This window comes from Aquihabitans sp. G128, from assembly GCF_019048865.1.
Classification (GTDB): domain Bacteria; phylum Actinomycetota; class Acidimicrobiia; order Acidimicrobiales; family Iamiaceae; genus Aquihabitans.
Genome location: NZ_CP077604.1, coordinates 3,339,543 through 3,357,763, shown reverse-complemented (window position 1 = coordinate 3,357,763; position 18,221 = coordinate 3,339,543). Strand labels below are relative to the sequence as shown.

Here is an 18,221-nt window from a genome sequence, read left to right as displayed (position 1 = left end):
CTGTCAACACCCGCGAGGGTGACCCTCCTGGGCGAGGGCCCACGCCACCGCTTCGTCGACGGTGGCCACCTCGGCGCCGGGCGGGCCGGCGGGTCGGTCGACGACCACCACCTCCAGGCCGGCCTCCCGGGCGGCGACCAGCTTCGGGGCGGTGGCCGCGCCCCCCGCTGTCCTTGGTCACCACCAGCTCGATGGCGTGCTCGGCCAGCAGGGCCCGTTCGCCAGCGACGGTGAACGGGCCCCGGTCGAGCAGGACCGTCGCGTCGGCGAGCGGCAGCGGGTCCGGCGCCTCCACCGAGCGGGTCAGGAAGTGCACGCCCGCCACCGCGGCGAACGGCCCGAGCTCCATCCGCCCGGTGGTGAGCAGCACCCGCCGGGCACCCAGCGCCCGCACCGCGTCGGCCGCCGCGCCGAGGTCGGCCACGCGGTGCCACCGATCCCCCGCCACCTCCGTCCAGGGCGGGCGGACCAGACGCAAGCGCGGCACGCCCAACCGGTCGGCGGCCAGGGCGACGTGCCGGGACATCTGGGCGGCGAACGGGTGGGTGGCGTCGACCACGGCGTCGTAGCGGCCCTCGACCAACGCCGCGGCCAGGCCGTCGACCCCGCCGAAGCCCCCGGTGCGGACGGCCACCCCAGGCGGGAGCGCCGCCGTGGTGCGCGTCCGGCCGGCGAACGACGCGGTGGGCGCCGCACCCTCCGCGTCGAGCGCAGCGAGCAGCGCCGCCGCCTCGGTGGTGCCGGCCAGGACCAGCACCGCCGGCCGCCGCGGGTCGCCCACCTCAGTCGACCCGACGGCGCAGGAGGTAGGTGTCGAACATCCAGCCCTTGCGCTCGCGGGCCTCGGCCCGGACCCGCTGGACCTCGTCGGACACCTGGGCCAGCGGCCCCGACACCAGGATCTCGTCCGGCGTTCCGAGGTACGCCCCCCAGTACAGGTCGACGCCCTCGGGGTCGACGGTGGTGAAGGCGCAGCTGCCGTCGAGCATCACGATCACGTCGCCCGCCCCGGGCGGCCAGCCCTCGGCGGCCAGGAGGCGACCGGTGGTGATGTGCACCGGGGCACCGATGCCGTGCAGGGCGATCCGGAAGCGGGCAGCGAGGACCTGGACGCTGCTGATGCCCGGGACGACCTCGACCTGGAACTCGACGGCGCCCCGCTCGGCCACCTGGTCGAGGATGCGCAGCGTGCTGTCGTAGAGGGCCGGATCGCCCCACACGAGGAAGGCGCCGACCTCGCCGTCGGCCAGCTCGTCGGCGATGAGGCCCTCGTAGAGGTCGAGGCGCTGGCCGTGCCAGCTGCGCACGTCCTCCTGGTAGGAGCCCTCGCGCAGGGACGCGCTCGGGGTCCTGGGTGTGCACCGTGCGGTGCTCGCCGGTGGTGAACCGGGCCAGCACCTCTCGGCGCAGCGCCGCCAGGTCCTCCTTGGCGCGGCCCTTGTCGAGCACGAAGAACACGTCGGCCCGGTTGAGGGCGCGCACGGCCTCGGCGGTCACGTGGTCCGGGTCGCCGGCCCCGATCCCGATGACGAGCACCTGCTTCACTGCGACCTCCACGGGCGGCGACCGGTCGTCGCCCGGCAAGTCTCGCGTGCCCCGCACCCCCGGCCGAAGTGTCAGACCCCCGCACCAAGCTGGGCGCCCCCTCGACGGACCGAGCATCATCGGAGGAGCCCATGACCACACCCCCCACCACCGAGACCTGGCTGAACCGGGTCGACGCCCTCTTGGCCAAGGCCGAGAGCACCGAGTTCCCGGACGAGGCCGAGGCCCTCATGGCCAAGGCCCAGGAGCTCATGGCCCGCCACGCCATCGACGACGCCATGCTCGCCGCGGCCGGCCGCCGCACCGGTGACGAGATCACCTCCGAGCTGGTGGTGGTCACCGCCCCCTACGCCACGGCCAAGGCGGCACTGCTGGGCGCCGTCGCCCGGGCCAACCACTGCCAGTGCATCATGTCCTCGGCCGGCGGCGGGTCCCAGCGCTGCGTGGTGCTGGGCTACTCGTCCGACCTCGCCAGCGTGCGCACCCTGTTCGCCTCGCTGTCGGTCCACGCCGTGCGAGCCATGCTGGCCACGCCGGTGCCGGCCCACGACACGCCCCGCCGCTTCCGCCGGTCGTTCCTGCTGGCCTTCAGCTTCCGGATCGGCACCCGGCTGGAGGAGGCGGCGGCCGCCGCCCGGGCCTCGGCCGAGGCCGACGGCGCCACCGGGGTGGGCCTGGTGCTGGCCGACCGCTCGGCGGCGGTGGTCGACGCGGTCAAGCAGGCGTACCCGAACCTGCGCACGGCCCGCTTCACCAGCTCGTCCTCCGCGGGCATCGCCAGCGGGCGCGCCGCGGCCGACCGGGCGGGGCTGGGCCAGCAGGGCCTCGGCGGCCAGGGCCGGGCGCTGCCGAGCTGACCCGCTCCACCCCGGGCCTGACCTCGGAGGTCATGGCACGGCGCCGCCGAGCACGCGAACCTGCGGCATGCCCGCCGCGCTCAGCACCGACCAAGCCCTCGACTCCATGCCCTTCTGCCGGGCCATCGGCGTCACGTTCACCGCAGTGGGCGCCGACGAGGTCCGCGCCACGCTCCCGTGGGCCGAGGAGCGGACCACCCTCGGCGGTGCGCTCCACGGCGGCTCGCTGATGGCGCTGGCCGACGGCGTCGGCGCAGTGGTGGCGTTCAGCAACCTGCCCGAGGGTGCCACCGGCACCACCACGGTGAGCTCGGCCACCAACTTCCTGCGGGCCGTGCGCGACGGGCACGTCGAGGCCGTGGGCCGCCCGCTGCACGCCGGTCGCACCACCATCGTGGTGGAGACCGAGCTCCGAGACGCCCAGGGACGGCTCGCGGCCAAGGTCACCCAGACCCAGGCCGTCCTGCGCTGAGGACGGCCGAACGCCGCCGCCTGGCCCGCTCAGAGGAGCAGGGTGGCCAGGAGGCTGGCGAAGATGGCCAGCACGGCCAGCAGCACGAAGCCCTTGGCGATGGCCATGCGGTGGTCGGAGAAGAAGTCCAGCGTCCGGTCGTAGGCGGTGTAGCGGGGCGGGGCCATCGCCCCACCCTCACAGAAGCGGGCGCCGCATGACCACCCGGGCGTCGACGTCGAGCCCGATGGCGGCCTCGTGGGCCCGCACCTCGCGCAGCGTCGCCGAGAGCTCGACCTCGGGCACCACCGCGAAGCCGAGCCGCTCGTAGTACGGGCGGTTCCAGGCCACGTCGCGGAACGTCGACAGGGTGAGGTCGGCGGCGCCCCGCTCCCGGGCCCACGTGGCCACCCGCTCCACCAACGCCGCGCCGAGGCCGCGCCGCCCGTGCGCCGGGTCCACCGAGAGCTGCTCGAGGTGCGCCTGGCCCGGCAGGTCGAGCGCCAGCACGTAGCCCACGGCCCGGCCGTCGCAGGCCACCACCCACAGCCGCCCGTCGGCCCGGGCGGCCTCGAGGTCCGCGAGCGGGAAGCCCTCGTCGCCCGCCACGTCATCCATGCCCACCGTGCGGAACAGCTCGCCGGCAGCCACCTCGATCGGCCCCAGCTGCGGGAGGTCGCCGACGGTCGCGTCGCGCACCTCGTAGCCCTCGGGCACCGACGGCCGGGTGGGCTCACCCACCGTTGGCCACCCGCAGCAGCACGTCGGCGTGGCACGGCCCGTCGAGTGGGCAGTAGCAGGCCAGGTCGACGCCGGCGAGCTCCGCCCGGGCGCGCGCCACGCGCTCGGGATCGGCCAGCAGGTCGGCCTCGTAGCGCGCCACCGCCTCGGCTCGCGACCCCACCAGCACCCGCTCGCCCTTCACCAGCTTCGGGTCGAACACGTAAGGGTTGCCCCACCGGCTGGGGCGGCCGACGTAGCGCGCCGGCCGGCAGCTTCCGGCCGCGGTGGTGCTGGAGGCGGGCCGGCACGGGGCGCTCGTCGGTGGCCGCCCCCGTCAGCTGCGGGGGACGTCCTTCCACGGGATGGCCTTGTCGTTCCGGGGCTCACCCGGCAGGCCGAGGATGCGCTCGCCGAGGATGTTGCGCTGCACCTCGGAGGTGCCGCCCTCGATGGAGTTGGCCCGGGCCCGCAGGAACATCTTGCGGCTGCTGCCGGGCTCGCCCACCAGGCCCAGGTTCTCGGGCCGGATCATCGTGTAGTCGTAGTCGACGAGGGCGGCGGGGCCGAGGAGGTCGACGCAGAGCTCGTAGATGTCCTTGTTGATCTCGGCGAACATCAGCTTGGCGATGGAGCCCTCGGGGCCGGGGTTGCCCACCTTGCGGTTCTGCGAGCCGCGGATGTTGGTGAGGCGCAGGGCCTCGGCCCGGATCCAGAGCTGCATGAGGCGGTCCTTGGCGGCTGCGCTCTTGTCGACGTTGGGCTCGTCCTGCCAGATGCGCACGGCCTCGGCGATGGAGCCCGAGCCCCGGGGTGGCGCGCCGCCCCCGCCGCCGATGGTGGTGCGCTCGTTCGACAGGGTGGTCATGGCCACGCGCCAGCCCTCCCCGACGGCGCCGATGCGATCCGCGTCCGGCACGCGGACCTCGGTCATGTACACCTCGTTGAACTCCGCCTCGCCGGTGATCTGGCGCAGCGGCCGCACCTCGACGCCGGGGGCGGTCATGTCGAGGGCGAAGTAGGTCAGGCCCTTGTGCTTGGGGGCGTCGGGGTCGGTGCGGGCCACGAGCATGCCCTTGTTGGCCAGGTGGGCGAGCGTGTTCCACACCTTCTGGCCGGTGATGACCCACTCGTCGCCGTCGCGCACGGCCTTGGTCGAGAGCCCGGCGAGGTCCGAGCCGGCGCCGGGCTCGGAGAACAGCTGGCACCACGAGTCCTCGCCGGTGAACATGCGGCGCAGCAGCCGGCCGCGCAGGGCATCGTCGGCGTGGGTGACCACGGTGGGCCCGGCCATGGTGAGGCCGAAGAAGTGGGTGGCGTCCGACGGGCGGGCGCCGGCGTCGCGCAGCGCCTTGTCGATGTCCTTCTGGTGGTTCGGGGCGAGGCCGAGGCCGCCCCAGCCCTCGGGGAAGTGCACCCACGCCAGGCCGGCGTCGTACTGGGCGCCACGGAACGCCTCCGGGGCTTCGGCCTTGGGGTCGTGCTCGTCGAGCAGCTGGGTCAGCCGCTCCTTCACGAGCTGGGCGGGGTCGGTCATGGCGGGGCCTCCGGGCGACGTGGGTGGGGGGCGTCCGGCACTGGTCGTCGGCCGAACGGGCGTGGCCGGCGCGACCGTACCGGCTCCCGTCGAGGGCCGCCCACCGGCCTCGGGCCGAGGCGGTGCCAAGGGTCACCGCTCCCCGATGGCCGAGCGGTCCGGGGCCACCGGTACGGTGGACGGCGAGGGACGGGCGAGCCAGAAGGCCCCCAGTCCCTGGCACCACCACCGTGGGACCGGGCCGGCAGCCGCCGGAGGTCATCGGCGGCGGGGCCGCCACCCGAGGGTGCCGCCGAGCCGGCGGGATCCCGTGGCCGTTCCACCCGAAGCACGGGCCGGCGACCTGCGCCGCCCCGAGGAAGACGAGAGATCCATGAGCACCACCCGACCCACCCTGCGGGGCTACCCCGTCGATGCCCGCCTCCGCGACAGCCGCCCGGTCGTCGCGCCGCTCCGCGACAGCCTCCCCGGCTGGCTGCGGCGCCTCGCCGGCAGCTGATCGGCAGCCACCGCCCGTGCCGCCCACCCGATCTCGGGTGGGCGGTGCCGCGTCCGGCCTAGGTTCGACGGATGCTTGACGATCCGCCGCCGTTCGAGTTCGACGTCGCCACCACGGTCCGCCCGCGGGGCGACGGCACCTTCGACATCGACGTCGACCCCGGCTTCACCGTCGGCCCCAAGCCCAACGGCGGCTACCTCCTGGCCACCGCCGCCAACGCCGCCGGCGAGGCGCTCGCCTCGGTGGAGAGCGGGCACCGGGACCCCATCGCGGCCACCGCCCACTTCCTCTGGGCGCCCGATCCCGGCCCGGCCGAGGTGCAGACCCAGGTCCTGCGGGTGGGCAACGGGGCCAGCCAGGTCCGCGCCACCGTGGTCCAGGACGGCCGGCCGTGCGTGGAGGCCACCTTCACCATGGCCACCCTCACCTCGGCGCCGTCACGCCCGTGGTGGAGCGGCACCACCCCGCCTGCGGTGGCCCCGATCGAGGACTGCGTCCGGCTCCCCGCCGCCCGTGAGGGCGCGCCGTTCGTGGTCTCGATCATGGACCGGTCCGACCTCCGCCTCGACCCCGCCGTCATCGGCTTCGCCCGCGGCAAGCCGTCGGGCGAGGCCGACCTCCGGGGGTGGATCGCCTTCGCCGACGGCCGGCCCGTCGACGCCCTCGGCCTCCTCTTCTTCATCGACGCCCTGCCCCCGGCCACCTTCGAGCTGGCCGAGGCCGGCTGGGTCCCCACCCTGTCGCTCACGGCGTACGTCCGGGCTCGCCCCGCCCCCGGGCCGCTGATCGTGCGCCAGTGGGCCCAGGTGGTCGACGGCGGGCGCTTCGACGAGGTCTGCGAGCTCTGGGACGCCACCGGGCGCCTGGTGGCCCAGGCCACCCAGCTCGCCGCCATCCGCATCCCCGAGGGCCTCGAGCCGCCGACCCGCCCGTAGGCGAGCGCGACCGCCGCTCGGACGGCGGCCAGCGGGGGTTGCCATCGGCCAGGGGCACCGACAGGATCGCCGCCATGACCACCTGGACGGCGCCGCCCTCGCTCGACGGCCGGCCCAGCACCGCCCTGCTGACCGACCACTACGAGCTGACCGGGCTCGACGCCGCCCTCCGCTCCGGGGTGGCGCACCACCGGGCCACCTTCGAGGTCTTCGCCCGCCACCTGCCGCCCGGCCGCCGCTACGGCGTCGTGGCCGGGATGGCCCGCGCCGTGGACGCCGTGGAGCGCTTCCGCTTCGCCGAGCCCGAGCTGGCCCACCTCCGCAAGCGCGCCTTCCTGTCCCCCGAAGCCCTGGACCACCTCGCCGCCTTCCGGTTCGACGGCGACCTGACCGGCTACCACGACGGCGAGCTCTACTTCCCGTACTCGCCGATCCTGACCGTGGACGCCACCTTCGGCCAGGGGCTGGTGCTGGAGACGATCCTGCTGAGCATCCTGAACCACGACGCCGCCATCGCCGCGGCCGGCGCCCGCATGGTCGGTGCCGCGGACGGCCGGACCACCATCGAGGGCGGTGGGCGCCGCACCCACGAGGAGGCGGCGGTGGCCGCTGCGCTGGCAGCGCGCATCGTCGGCTTCGACGTCACCTCCAACCTCGAGGCGGGGCGGCGGTTCGGCATCCCGACGGCCGGCACCACCATGCACGCCTTCACCCTGGCCCACGCCACCGAGGCCGAGGCCTTCCGCGCCCAGGTGGCCGCGTTCGGGCCCGACACCACATTCCTGGTCGACACCTACGACGTCGCCGAGGGCATCCGCAACGCGGTGGCCGCCGCCGGCCCGGGCATCGGCGCCATCCGCATCGACTCCGGGGACCTGGGCGACGAGGCCCACCGGGCCCGGGCCCTGCTCGACGAGCTCGGCGCCCCCGGCTGCCAGATCGTGGTCTCCGGGGACCTCGACGAGCACGCCATGGCCGCGCTGGCCGACGCCCCCGTCGACCGGTACCTCCTGGGCACCCGGCTGGTCACCGGCTCCGGCGCCCCCACCGCCGAGCTCGTCTACAAGCTGGTGGCGATCGCGGACGAGCCGGGCGACGGCGCCCCGCAGCGGCCGGTGGCCAAGACCTCGGCGGGCAAGGGCCACCGAGGTGGGCGCAAGGTCGCCACCCGCGTCCTCGACGCCCAGGGCTTCGCGGTCGAGGAACGGGTGCTCGGACCCACCGACGAGCCCGACCCCGTGGCCCCCGACCACGTCGAGCGCGGGCTGCAGGTCCCGTGGCTCCAGCAGGGCCAGCCGGTCCGACCGTTCTCCGTCGACGCGGCGAGCGCCCACCACCGGCAGGCGCTCGCCGAGCTGCGGCCCGAGCACCGGGACCTGGCCCCCGGCGAGCCGGCGCTGACGGGCCACGGCGGCTGAGCCGCCGACGTCCCCTGCTCAGCCGCGCCAGGTCTGGCGCGTGGTGCGCCAGACGCCCCGGCGGCCGGTCTCGGCCGGGGCGCGGGGCTCGGCCGCCGGCACCGAGATGTCGGCCACCCGCACGAAGCCGAGCTTCTCCGGCACCCGCGCGCTCGCGGCGTTGGCCACGTCGTGGTGGACCTCGACCACCTCGATGTCGGCCACGGTGAAGGCCAGCTCCGTCAGCAGGCGCGAGGCCTCGGTGGCCACGCCGCGGCCGACGTGGTCCGCATGGACCCAGTAGCCGATCTCCACCCCGCCGGGACCGAGCCGGCGGTGCAGCCCGCACCCGCCGACGACGGCGCCCTCGGCCCACATCCCGTAGACCACGTCGCCCCCGTCGGCCGCCTCGGACCGCCAGCCCTCGATCATGGCCCGCCGCTCCTCGACCGCCAGCGGCTCGTGGGCGATCCAGGGCATCCACGGGCGCAGGTGCTCGGTGCTGGCCACCACCGCAGCGTGCAGCGCCGGCGCCTCGTCGGGCGCCCACGCCCGCACCACGAGGCAGTCGGAGGCGGTGGCGAGCGGGAGCGGCTCCATCTCCCGATGGTGGCTCGCAGGCCGCTCGCCCGGCCAGCGGGTTCGGGCGCCAGCCGGGGCGGTGCAGGGCGGCAGGTAGGGTGCGCGCCGTGACCGGGGGGGGGGCCGTGGACGCCGTGGGTGCCGTTGGCACCGCACAAGGAGCGGCTCGACCGCCTGGTGAGCCGGGTGGCGGCCGGGCGATGGTGGCAGGTGCGCACCGCCATCGTCGGCCTCGTCCTCGGGGTGCTGCTGGCGGGCACCTACCCGCCGCCGCACTTCGGCGAGGACGCGCAGTGGCGCTACATCATCGAGCACTCGCGCGGGTCGCTGTTCGACCCGAACATCGGGCCCGAGAGCCGGGAGGCCAACCTGACCTTCCGCTTCGTCCCGAGGCTGGTCGGCAAGGTCCTCTTCTTCGACAGCCCGTGGGCGTTCGTGGCGCTGCAGGTCGTGGCGGCGGTCGTGCTGCTCGTGGTCCTCGCCAAGCTGCTCGACGAGGCGTTGGGCGACCGCCGGGCCGCGGTGGTGGCCACCGTGGGCACCGTCGGGCTGTGGGCCGTCGCCGGCGCGTGGGTGGACCTGCGCGGCAACTTCGACGCCCTGGCCGTCCTGCTCCTGCTGGTGGCCATGGCCAGCCGTCGACCCCCGATCGTGTTCCTCGTCGGGCTCGCCGCCACGTTCACCGACGAGCGCGCCGTCTTCGCCCTCCCGATCGTGGCGGCCTGGCACCTGCTGCGCGACGACCACGCCGCCGAGCGGGCGCGGCGGACCTGGCAGGCCGCGGCGCGCGCCGTCCCGTGGCTCCCGGTGGGCGCCGCGCTCGCCGCCGGCGTCGGCCACCTCGCCATCCGCCAGGCCCTCAAGGCCCGCTACGGCATCCACGAGGGTCGCAACCGGTCGCCCGGCGAACCGCTCGCCCAGCTCAACAACTACCCGAGCGGCATCTGGGGCGCCCTCGAGGGCTACTGGTTCCTCACCGTGGCGGGGCTGGCCACCACGTGGCACCGCGGGAGCCGCCTCGTGGTCCTGGGCTGCGTGGGCTGCGTCGCCGTGACGATCGTGGTCGCCATGTCCGTCTTCGACATCAGCCGGAGCGTGGTCTTCCTCTTCCCCGTCGTGCCCTTCGCCGCCCTCGGGCTGCGCCACCTCCCCCGGCGCGCCACGCGCGGGTTGGTCTGGACGGCGGCCCTCGTCTCGCTGGCGTGGCCGCTGCTCTACGCCGCCGACCAGGCCACGGTGAACTGGGCGTACCCGCTGCCCCTGCTCCTGGTCGACCACCTCCGGGGCTGACCGACGGGACGGCCGTGGCCCCACCCGGCTACCCGCCGGTAACGTCGAGCGCGGTCCCGGACCATCCGGGCCGCCCGCCAGGAGGCCACCTTGACCGCCACCGAAGCTCCCGTCGAAGCCAGCGGCGCCCCGCAGCCCTCGGGCGCACCCCTGCGCCCCAGCCGCACCGAGACCGACCGGCTCGCCGCCCGGGTGGCCGTCGCCGCCGGCCGGGAGCTGCGCACGGTCACCTCGCCGCTCAACGGCGGCGTGGTGGGCGAGGTGCCCATCGGCACCGCCGAGGACGTGGCCGCCGCGGTCGCCGAGTGCCGCCGGGTCCAGCAGCGCTGGGCGGCCACCCCGGTGAAGGACCGGGCGGCGGTGCTGCTCCGCTACCACGACCTCGTCCTGGACCACCAGGAGGAGCTGCTCGACCTCATCCAGGCCGAGAACGGCAAGGCTCGCGTGTGGGCCTTCGAGGAGATCCTCGACCAGGCCGTCACCGCCCGGTACTACGCCCGGCTGGCGCCTCGGGCCCTCAAGCCCCACCGCCGCCTCACCGCCCTGCCCGGGCTGGTGAGCGCCACCGAGCACCACGTGCCCAAGGGCATCGTCGGCGTCATCTCGCCCTGGAACTACCCGCTCGTGCTCGCCCTGTCGGACGCGCTCGCCGCGCTCGTGGCCGGCAACGGCATCGTCATCAAGCCCGACTCCCAGACGCCGTTCACGGCCATCCGCGCCTTCGAGCTGCTGGAGGAGGCAGGGCTGCCTGCCGGCCTGGTCCAGATCGTCACCGGCCCCGGCACCGCGGTGGGCACCGCCATCATCGAGTCCACCGACTACGTCATGTTCACCGGCTCCACCGCCACGGGCCGCACGATCGGCGGCCAGGCCGGGGAGCGCCTCATCGGGTTCTCCGCCGAGCTCGGGGGCAAGAACGCCATGGTCATCACCTCCGACGCCGACCTCGACCGCACCGTCGAGGGCGCCACCGTCGGCTGCTTCGCCAACACCGGCCAGCTCTGCATCTCCATCGAGCGCATCTACGTCGACCAGTCGATCGCCCCGGCGTTCACCACCCGCTTCGCCGCCCGGGTCGAGGCGCTGAAGCTCGGCGCCGAGCAGTCCTACGGGGCCGAGGTCGGCGCCCTCGCCTCCCAGGCCCAGCTCGACAAGATGGTCGAGCACCTCGACGACGCCGTCGCCAAGGGCGCCACCGTCCTCGCCGGCGGCAAGGCCCGCCCGGAGATCGGCCCGTGGTTCTTCGAGCCCACGGTCCTCGCCGACGTCACCGCCGAGATGGCCGTGCACCGCGAGGAGACCTTCGGCCCGCTGGTCTCGATCTACCCGTACACCTCCGTCGCCGAGGCCGTCGCCGAGGTCAACGACTCCGAGTACGGCCTCAACGCCAGCGTCTACTGCGGCGACGTCAAGAAGGGCACCGCCATCGCCGAGCAGCTCATGGCCGGCACCGTGAACGTCAACGACGGCTACTCGTCGGGCTGGGCCAGCGTCGACGCCCCCATGGGCGGCATGAAGGCGTCCGGCGTCGGTCGGCGCCACGGCCGGGACGGGCTGCTCAAGTACACCGAGTCCCAGACCATCGCCGTGCGCTCGGCGCTGGCCCAGAAGCTGCAGGACCCGGGCCCCGACGGCACCGGCTACGCCAAGCGGTTCACCAAGATCCTGCGGGCCGCCAAGCACCTCCCCCGCTGAGGCCCGGCCAGGAGCCGCTCCCGGCTTGGAACTGGGGCGCCGAGGGTGGAGCATGGACGGCCATGGCCACCTCCGCCCCCACGCCGCGGCGCAACGACGCCGCCCGCGGCGAGTTCTCCCGTCGCACCCTCGTCCTCAGCGCCCTGGCCCTCGCCCTCGTGCTCATCGGCGGCGTGGCCGTGGTGGCGCTCACCACCGACGACGGCACCGCCACCGATCGCACGACCCAGGTCTCCGACGAGGCCGCCAAGCCCGAGAGCATCCCGCAGCCCGGCAGCGGCACCGCCCCGAAGAACGCCGCCGACCGCGGCGGCTCCGAGCAGCTGGCCCTGTTCGGCGTCATGCTCGGCGGCATGGTGCTGATCGGCGTGGTGATCTTCCGCGGCGGCAAGCGGGCCAAGGCGGGTCGCCAGCTGTGGTTCGACGCCGCCGCCACCGGTCGCGACGGCGCGGTCGACGGCCACGGGGACCTGGTGGCGAGCGCCGCCGAGCCCCGCTCGTCCTGGGGGCCCGGCGAGGCACCGGCCGCCTCGGCCAACCCGCCGTCCACCGACCCGGCCTGACGCCGCGGCGTCGGCCCGGCACGCCCGGACCGACGCGCGGGACGCTCAGGCCTGGTGCGGGCCGGCGGCCTCGGGGGTGGCAGCGATGAGGTCCACCACCACCTTGGCGAGCTCCGGGCCCCGGTCCTCCTGGAGGAAGTGGCCGCCGCCCTCGATGGTGGTGTGGGGCTGGCCGGCGGCGCCCGCGATGTCGGCCTGGAGGTGGCGGTCGGCGCCCTTGGTGATCGGGTCCTGGTCGCTGAAGGCGGTCAGGAACGGTCGGGGGAACGCGGCCAGGCCCACCCAGGCCGCCCGGTTGGCCTCGGCGGCCGGGTCGTCGGGACGGCTGGGCACGAGCAGCGGGAACTGCCGCGCCGCCTCCTTGTAGGTCTCGTCCGGGAAGGGCGCGTCGTAGGCCGCCACCACCTCGGGCGAGAGGTCGGTGGTGCAGCCGCCGTTGATGATGAACCCGACCGGGAACTCCGGCACCTCCTGCGAGAACCGCTGCCAGGCCAGGAACGCCTCGCCGGGGTCGCGGTCGCCGGTGGGCAGCGACGTGTTGGCCGCCACCACGCGGGAGAAGCGCTCGGGGTGCTCCCCCACCAGGCGGAGGCCCAGGAGGCCGCCCCAGTCCTGGCAGACCAGGGTGATGCCCTGCAGGTCCAGCTGGTCGAAGAGGGCGTGGCGCAGCCAGTCCAGGTGGGACTGGAACGTGCAGTCCGTGCGGGCAGCCGGCTTGTCGGAGCGGCCGAAGCCGATCAGGTCCGGCGCCACCACCCGCAGCCCGGCCTCGACCAGGACCGGGACCATGTGCCGGTAGAGGAACGACCACGACGGCTCGCCGTGCAGGCAGAGCACGACCTCGCCGTCGGCCGGGCCCTCGTCGAGGTAGGCGAGGCGGGCCGTGCCGCTGCCGTCGCCGGCGGGCACGTCGACGTACCGGGGCTCGAACGGGAAGTCGGGCAGGTCGACGAAGCGGTCGTCGGGGGTGCGCAGGAACGGCATCGGATCCTCTCGGCCGGCGACCCTCGCGCGGCACGGTCGACAGCATGGCCCGTGGTGCGCGCCCCCGCCCCGGTCGCAGGGCCAGACTTGGGCGGTGGACGCCCAAGACCTGATCGAACGCCTCGGGCTCGCCCCGCACCCCGAGGGGGGTTGGTACCGGGAGAACTGGCGCGACGTCGCCGCCGACGGCGGCCGCGGGGTGGGCAGCGCGATCTACTTCCTGCTGGCCGCCGGGGAGCGCTCCCACTGGCACCGCGTCGATGCCGCCGAGGCCTGGCACCACTACGCCGGCGACCCGCTCGAGCTGGCCATCGCCGAGGGCGGGGACCACGAGGTCGTCCGCCTCGGCAGCGACCTGGCCGAGGGCACCGAGCCCCAAGCGGTGGTGCCGGCCCGGGCGTGGCAGGCGGCGCGACCGCTCGGCGCGTGGTCGCTCGTCGGCTGCACGGTGGCCCCGGCGTTCGACTTCTCGGGCTTCGAGCTGGCGGCGCCGGACTGGACGCCCGAGGGGTGGGCCGCGCCCGGCTGGTGAGCGCTCGGCGGCGTCCTGGTCGGGGCCGGGGACCGAGCCGCAGGGGGTGGAGCGAGAGCCACCACATTGCGCCGTGCCCTGGACAAGCACGGAGAGCGATGTGTTGATGGAGGGAGAGGAGTGGCTCCCGCCCCGGAACCCCGGCGCCGGTGGGGCGATGATTCCACCGGCTCCAGATCTATCGGCGCGGCCTCCGCGGTCCTGAAGGGGATTTCACGGATTGTGAGTGGAAAACCGCGCAACGTGGTTGCACGCGCAACCGTCGGCCCCCGCCGCCCACGAGCGGGCGCAACGGTGCGCTCGGCATCGCCCTGACCAGGGCCATCGGCGTCGCGCGCCGTAACCTGAGCCCGTGATCGCACGGGTGCTGGCCGAGGAGTCCTTCTCTCCGTTCCTCGGCGACGACCTCGTCGTCTACCTGGTGCTGGCCATGGGCGCCGCCCTGCTGGTGGGCAACCTGGCCGCCATCCTCCGCCCACCGGCCGCCGCCCGCGGCGAGGACGACCTCGAGAGGGCCCCCGTCACCCGATCCCTGGTGATGGCCGGCATCGGCGGCATCGCCGCCCTCTGGGCCCTGGTCTCCCTGTTCCAGTGACCGCCGGCCCCGCCCCAGAGGCGCACCCCGCGGCGCCGGCCGGCCAGCGAGCGGTGACGGCCACCGCGGTGGTGGCCACCATCGGCATCGTCGTGGCCCTGCTCGGCCTCTTCGCCGGCACCCGCCCGCTGCACACCCCGACCCAGGACTGCGGCACTGCGGCCAGCTTCCTGCTCGACGGCCGGGTCAACGAGCTCGTCGACCCGTCGAGCCCGCCCAAGGGCACCACCAAGGCCGAGGCCGAGGACAACAACGCCACGCCGTGCCAGGAGCGGGCCGCGAACCGCGCCCGGCCTGCGGGCGCCGTGGTGGTCGCCGGCACCGGCGCCGCACTGGTCGCCCTGTTCACGGAGCTGGTCCTGCGGTGGCGCCTCCGCCGGCGCGCCAACCGCCGCTGGCTGGCCGAAGCCACCGCGGCCGCCCCGCCGGCGCCGGGCTGACCCGGGGCCTCCCAGCCAGGGTTGGGGGATCGCCCCCAGCTCGCACGGGTCGCCGTGGGCGCACGCTGCAGCCATGGCCTCCCTCCCTGCCACCACCACCGTCGTCCCCCGCCCCGCCCCGAGCCCCGCCGGGGTGGACGCCCTCGTCGATGCCACCCCCGCCAGCCGTGACCGGGTCGTCGGCGCGCTGCGCGGGCTGAGCATCGTGGTGGTGGTGCTCTGGCACTGGGTGCTGTCGATCACCCACTGGAGCCGCTCGGGAGCGTTGACCATGCCCAACCCCATCGACACGGTCCCCGGCCTGTGGGCCGGCACCTGGGTGCTGCAGATCATGCCGGTCTTCTTCGTCGTCGGCGGCTACGCCAACCTGGCGGCCTGGGACGCCGTGCGGTCCCGCGGCGCGACGTGGCCGGGCTACGCCCGCAAGCGGGTCGACCGGCTGCTGAAGCCCATCGCGGCCTTCCTCCTGGTGTGGGCGGTGCTCGACGTGGCCATCCGCACGCTCCGGCCCGGGACCCCCAGCGTGTGGACGTGGGGCCGGGTGGTCTTCGTCCCGCTCTGGTTCCTGGGCGCCTACCTCGCCGTCGTCCTCCTCGCCCCGGCCACGGCCTGGCTGCACCGGCGCAGCGCCGGGGGTGGGCTCGCCGGACTCGCCGCGACCGTGGTGGCCCTCGACCTGGCCCGCTTCCACCTCGGGTGGACGGCCGCCGGCTACGCCAACTCGCTGCTGGTCTGGGTCTTCGCCCACCAGCTCGGCTTCTGGTGGCGCGACGGCCGGGCGCTGGCGTGGTCCCGGGCCCGCCACGCCGCGGTGGCCGCCACCGGCCTGCTCGCCCTCGTGGCCCTGACGGCCTCCGGCACCTACTCCCGCTCGATGGTCGCGGTGCGCGGCGAGCACGTGTCGAACATGTTCCCGACCACCGCCTGCATCGCCGCTCTGGCCGTCTTCCAGTTCGGCCTGGTGCTGCTCGCCCGGCCTGCGCTCGAGCGGCTGCTCGCCCGCCGCCGGGTGTGGAAGGCGACGGTGTCGCTCAACGCGGTGGCCATGACCGTCTTCACCTGGCACATGACGGCGCTGGTGGCAGCCATCGGCATCTGGCGGGCCCTGGGCTTCGACCTGCTCGCCCGGCCCACCGGCGCCTGGTGGGCCCAGCGGCCGATCTGGTTGCTGCTCCCGGGCCTGGTGCTGGCAGGCCTGCTGGCGGTGTTCGCCCGGATCGAGCTGCCCCCCAGCGTCCGACGCCGGCGCTGACCCAGCGGCTGACAGGTCGTGGAAGGGTGACCTTTCAGCGAGCTTTCGGTTGCGCGGGCAACCATGTGCCGATGGCCGACCAGAAGCGCTCCCGACTCCCCCTCATCGCCGCCGTGGTCGTCGTGGTGGTGGCCGCCGCGATCGGCGGCTTCTTCTACCTCACGCGGGACACGTCCGATCCCGAGCTGAAGCTCTCGGACTCCAAGTCCGGCACCGGCGAGGTGGTCGCCGCCGACTCGCTCGACGGCTCCTGGAAGGTGGCCGCCGGCACCGGCGACGACGCCACCGTGGCCGGGTACCGGGTCAAGGAGGTCTTCGCCGCCGGGTCCCGCAAGGTCACCGCCAACGGCCGCACCAACGACGTCACCGGCACCCTGACCGTCGCCGGCGACCAGGTCACCGCCGGCGAGTTCACCGTCGACATGACGACCCTGAAGAGCGACGAGGACCGACGGGACGGCGCCATCAAGGGCCGAGGCCTCGAGACCGACCGGTTCGAGGACGGCACGTTCAAGCTCACCGAGCCGATCGCCCTGCCCACCATCAAGGACGGCGACACCTTCGACGTGAAGGCCACCGGCGAGCTCACCCTCCACGGCGTCACCAAGCCCGTCACCATCGACCTCACCGCCCGCTCCGCCGACGGGGTGTTCACCGTGCAGGGCTCGGCCCCCGTCGAGATGGCCGACTACGACATCGAGGCACCCAGCGTCGGCGGCTTCGTGGAGGTCCAGGACAACGGCAGCTTCGAGTTCATCGTGAACTTCGAGAAGGCCTGAGCGAGGGCTCAGGCCCCCTCGAACCCGGGCGCCACCGCGCCCCGGCCGGTGGCGGCGCGCCACGCGGCCTCCTGCCGACCCAGCTCGGTGGTGGGCGGGCCACCCACCCACGGCCACAGCTCATCGGCGATCCGGCGCCAGTCGGCCGTGGCGCCCAGCTCGCCGAGCACCGCGTAGAGCCCAAGGTTGATGCGCTGGATGATCACCATCGACGGCGGCACGTTGGCGGCCTTCATGATCTCGCCGTGCTCCCCGCTGGTGTCGAAGAAGCGGCTGACCGTCTCGGAGGCGTACTCCTGGGTCATGGTCAGCGGGGCGGACTCGAGCACGAACTCGTAGAAGTGGCCGAAGTAGTCGCCGATCTGCTCGTCGGTGAAGTCGTTGTCGGCCTTCAGCAGGCCCACGCTCTCGACGATGCGACGGAACGCCGCCACGTCGCGGTCGATCACCATGGCGGTGATCATGTCCTGGAACGGGCGCAGCTCGGCCGGGGTGAACCGCTTGACCAGGCCGTAGTCGAGGAACGTGACCCGGCCGTCGGGCCCGAAGAGGTAGTTGCCCGGGTGCGGGTCGCCGTTGAACGCGCCGAGCCGGTAGAGGCTGCCGAACACGAACCGGTAGATGGACTCGCCGGCCAGGTCCCGCTGCGCGGCCGGCCACGACGTGACCTCGTGGAAGCGGCTGCCCGTGGCCAGCTCCGTGGTGAGCACCCGCCGGGCGCTGAGCTCGGGCAGCACCGACGGCACGTGGATGAACGGGTGGCCCTCGTAGTAGTCGGCGAAGAGCTGCTGGTTGGCGGCCTCCAGCTCGTAGTCGAGCTCCTCGACGATGCGGTCCCGCAGCTCCGCCACCAACGGCTTCGGATCGAGGCCCGGGAAGAGGAGCTTCATGGCGTTGAAGATCATCCCGGCGTTGTCGAGATCGCCCGTGATGGCGACGTCGACGCCGGGGTACTGCACCTTCACGGCGACGGCCCGCCCGTCATGGGTGAGGGCCCGGTGCACCTGGCCGATCGACGCCGCCGCGATCGGCACCTCGTCCCACTCGGCGAAGAGGACCTCGGGCCGCTGGCCCAGCTCGGCCAGCACCACGCCGGCCGCCAGCTCCGGCGCCATGGGCGGCGCGTCCTGCTGGAGCTGGGCCAGGGCGTCCCGCACGGGCTCGGGCAGCCCCTGGTCGAGGTAGCTGGCCATCTGGCCGAGCTTCATCATCGCCCCCTTGAGGTTGCCGAGCGTCTCGGCCACCTGCTCGGCGGTGCGCAGCTGGCTGGCGGCGTCGAGCTCCTCGCGGCGCTCGGCGTCGGCGAACACCCGCTTCGCCCGGTCGGCCGCCCAGCCGGTGCCGGCCCGGGTGGCAGCGGTGGCCAGCACCCGGTTGCGCTGGCCGCGCGACGTGGCGGCGATGGGCGACGGACCGCCGGCCGTCGCGCCCGGCCGAGCCGCGCGCCGGCGCCGCCACAGCGCGCCGGCGGCCACCACCCCCACCCCGGCGGCGGCTCGGGCGGTGGCTCGACGGCTCGGAGGCATGGGCCGAGACGCTAGCCCTGCCTCCTCGGTGCTCGACCACCT

The 18,221-nt window shown here is 74.8% G+C and carries 20 protein-coding genes and 2 pseudogenes; 13 read left to right on the top strand and 9 right to left on the bottom strand.

Translation table 11 applies throughout. From position 1 onward, the window contains the following. Positions 1 to 3 precede the first annotated feature (3 nt). Together KSP35_RS16075 and cobF are read right to left on the bottom strand one after the other, a co-directional pair. Positions 4 to 757, bottom strand: a pseudogene (locus KSP35_RS16075) (cobalt-precorrin-6A reductase). 25 nt (positions 758 to 782) lie between these two features. Next, positions 783 to 1,545 (bottom strand): annotated as a pseudogene (gene cobF, locus KSP35_RS16070) (precorrin-6A synthase (deacetylating)). A gap of 131 nt (positions 1,546 to 1,676) precedes the next feature. Here cobF and KSP35_RS16060 point away from each other — a divergent pair. Continuing rightward, the gene (locus KSP35_RS16060; protein ID WP_216996830.1) at positions 1,677 to 2,402 is read left to right on the top strand and encodes a DUF2786 domain-containing protein; all 726 of its coding nucleotides are present in this window, start codon (positions 1,677 to 1,679) and stop codon (positions 2,400 to 2,402) included. A gap of 67 nt (positions 2,403 to 2,469) precedes the next feature. After that, a complete protein-coding gene (locus KSP35_RS16055) occupies positions 2,470 to 2,874 on the top strand; it encodes a PaaI family thioesterase (protein WP_216996829.1) in 405 nt (134 codons plus the stop codon). A 29-nt stretch (positions 2,875 to 2,903) separates the two neighbouring features. Here KSP35_RS16055 and KSP35_RS16050 read toward each other — a convergent pair whose 3' ends face one another. The 4 genes from KSP35_RS16050 to KSP35_RS16035 all read right to left on the bottom strand — a co-directional run bounded on the left by KSP35_RS16050 (position 2,904) and on the right by KSP35_RS16035 (position 5,110). Then, positions 2,904 to 3,041, bottom strand: a complete 138-nt coding sequence (locus KSP35_RS16050) for a hypothetical protein (RefSeq protein ID WP_216996828.1) — start codon at positions 3,039 to 3,041, stop codon at positions 2,904 to 2,906. A 10-nt stretch (positions 3,042 to 3,051) separates the two neighbouring features. Then, complete coding sequence (locus KSP35_RS16045) at positions 3,052 to 3,594, bottom strand: GNAT family N-acetyltransferase (protein ID WP_216996827.1); 543 nt, start codon at positions 3,592 to 3,594, stop codon at positions 3,052 to 3,054. Beyond that, positions 3,587 to 3,796 carry a DUF4326 domain-containing protein gene (locus KSP35_RS16040; RefSeq protein WP_217002253.1) on the bottom strand — a complete coding sequence of 70 codons (210 nt, stop codon included), beginning with the start codon at positions 3,794 to 3,796 and terminating at the stop codon, positions 3,587 to 3,589. The genes KSP35_RS16045 and KSP35_RS16040 overlap by 8 nt, the downstream gene beginning before the upstream one ends. 114 nt (positions 3,797 to 3,910) lie before the next feature. Further along, a complete protein-coding gene (locus KSP35_RS16035; RefSeq protein WP_216996826.1) occupies positions 3,911 to 5,110 on the bottom strand; it encodes an acyl-CoA dehydrogenase family protein in 1,200 nt (399 codons plus the stop codon). A 373-nt stretch (positions 5,111 to 5,483) separates the two neighbouring features. Between KSP35_RS16035 and KSP35_RS25090 the strand changes: the two genes are divergently transcribed. The 3 genes from KSP35_RS25090 (at position 5,484) to KSP35_RS16025 (ending at position 7,962) form a co-directional block, all read left to right on the top strand. Next, positions 5,484 to 5,609, top strand: coding sequence for a hypothetical protein (locus KSP35_RS25090; RefSeq protein WP_256444494.1), 126 nt, complete (start codon positions 5,484 to 5,486; stop codon positions 5,607 to 5,609). Positions 5,610 to 5,680: 71 nt separating this feature from the next. Then, on the top strand, positions 5,681 to 6,544 hold the full coding sequence (locus KSP35_RS16030; protein WP_216996825.1) for an acyl-CoA thioesterase II: 864 nt from the start codon (positions 5,681 to 5,683) through the stop codon (positions 6,542 to 6,544). Between the two features lie 74 nt (positions 6,545 to 6,618). Next, the gene (locus KSP35_RS16025; protein WP_216996824.1) at positions 6,619 to 7,962 is read left to right on the top strand and encodes a nicotinate phosphoribosyltransferase; all 1,344 of its coding nucleotides are present in this window, start codon (positions 6,619 to 6,621) and stop codon (positions 7,960 to 7,962) included. An 18-nt stretch (positions 7,963 to 7,980) separates the two neighbouring features. Here KSP35_RS16025 and KSP35_RS16020 read toward each other — a convergent pair whose 3' ends face one another. Continuing rightward, a complete protein-coding gene (locus KSP35_RS16020; protein ID WP_216996823.1) occupies positions 7,981 to 8,541 on the bottom strand; it encodes a GNAT family N-acetyltransferase in 561 nt (186 codons plus the stop codon). 120 nt (positions 8,542 to 8,661) lie between these two features. Here KSP35_RS16020 and KSP35_RS16015 point away from each other — a divergent pair, with 120 nt between their 5' ends. From KSP35_RS16015 to KSP35_RS16005, 3 genes are all read left to right on the top strand, one after another. Continuing rightward, positions 8,662 to 9,813, top strand: a complete 1,152-nt coding sequence (locus tag KSP35_RS16015; protein WP_216996822.1) for a hypothetical protein — start codon at positions 8,662 to 8,664, stop codon at positions 9,811 to 9,813. Between the two features lie 150 nt (positions 9,814 to 9,963). Then, positions 9,964 to 11,508, top strand: coding sequence for a succinic semialdehyde dehydrogenase (locus KSP35_RS16010; RefSeq protein ID WP_371748987.1), 1,545 nt, complete (start codon positions 9,964 to 9,966; stop codon positions 11,506 to 11,508). A gap of 62 nt (positions 11,509 to 11,570) precedes the next feature. After that, on the top strand, positions 11,571 to 12,071 hold the full coding sequence (locus KSP35_RS16005) for a hypothetical protein (RefSeq protein ID WP_216996820.1): 501 nt from the start codon (positions 11,571 to 11,573) through the stop codon (positions 12,069 to 12,071). A gap of 45 nt (positions 12,072 to 12,116) precedes the next feature. On the opposite strand, the gene KSP35_RS16000 is transcribed toward KSP35_RS16005, so the two are convergent. Beyond that, on the bottom strand, positions 12,117 to 13,055 hold the full coding sequence (locus KSP35_RS16000) for a haloalkane dehalogenase (RefSeq protein WP_216996819.1): 939 nt from the start codon (positions 13,053 to 13,055) through the stop codon (positions 12,117 to 12,119). A gap of 94 nt (positions 13,056 to 13,149) precedes the next feature. On the opposite strand from KSP35_RS16000, the gene KSP35_RS15995 reads away from it, so the two are divergent. The 5 genes from KSP35_RS15995 (at position 13,150) to KSP35_RS15975 (ending at position 16,653) form a co-directional block, all read left to right on the top strand. Continuing rightward, a complete protein-coding gene (locus KSP35_RS15995; protein WP_254126801.1) occupies positions 13,150 to 13,587 on the top strand; it encodes a cupin domain-containing protein in 438 nt (145 codons plus the stop codon). A 352-nt stretch (positions 13,588 to 13,939) separates the two neighbouring features. Next, positions 13,940 to 14,182 carry a hypothetical protein gene (locus KSP35_RS15990; protein ID WP_216996818.1) on the top strand — a complete coding sequence of 81 codons (243 nt, stop codon included), beginning with the start codon at positions 13,940 to 13,942 and terminating at the stop codon, positions 14,180 to 14,182. Further along, positions 14,179 to 14,622, top strand: a complete 444-nt coding sequence (locus KSP35_RS15985) for a hypothetical protein (RefSeq protein ID WP_216996817.1) — start codon at positions 14,179 to 14,181, stop codon at positions 14,620 to 14,622. The genes KSP35_RS15990 and KSP35_RS15985 overlap by 4 nt, the downstream gene beginning before the upstream one ends. A gap of 73 nt (positions 14,623 to 14,695) precedes the next feature. Continuing rightward, complete coding sequence (locus KSP35_RS15980) at positions 14,696 to 15,874, top strand: acyltransferase (RefSeq protein ID WP_216996816.1); 1,179 nt, start codon at positions 14,696 to 14,698, stop codon at positions 15,872 to 15,874. A gap of 71 nt (positions 15,875 to 15,945) precedes the next feature. Next, positions 15,946 to 16,653: a YceI family protein gene (locus KSP35_RS15975; protein ID WP_216996815.1), complete on the top strand. Its 708-nt coding sequence runs from the start codon at positions 15,946 to 15,948 to the stop codon at positions 16,651 to 16,653. An 8-nt stretch (positions 16,654 to 16,661) separates the two neighbouring features. Here the strand turns inward: KSP35_RS15975 and KSP35_RS15970 are convergent, their stop codons facing one another. Beyond that, a complete protein-coding gene (locus KSP35_RS15970; RefSeq protein ID WP_216996814.1) occupies positions 16,662 to 18,179 on the bottom strand; it encodes an AarF/ABC1/UbiB kinase family protein in 1,518 nt (505 codons plus the stop codon). Positions 18,180 to 18,221 lie beyond the last annotated feature (42 nt).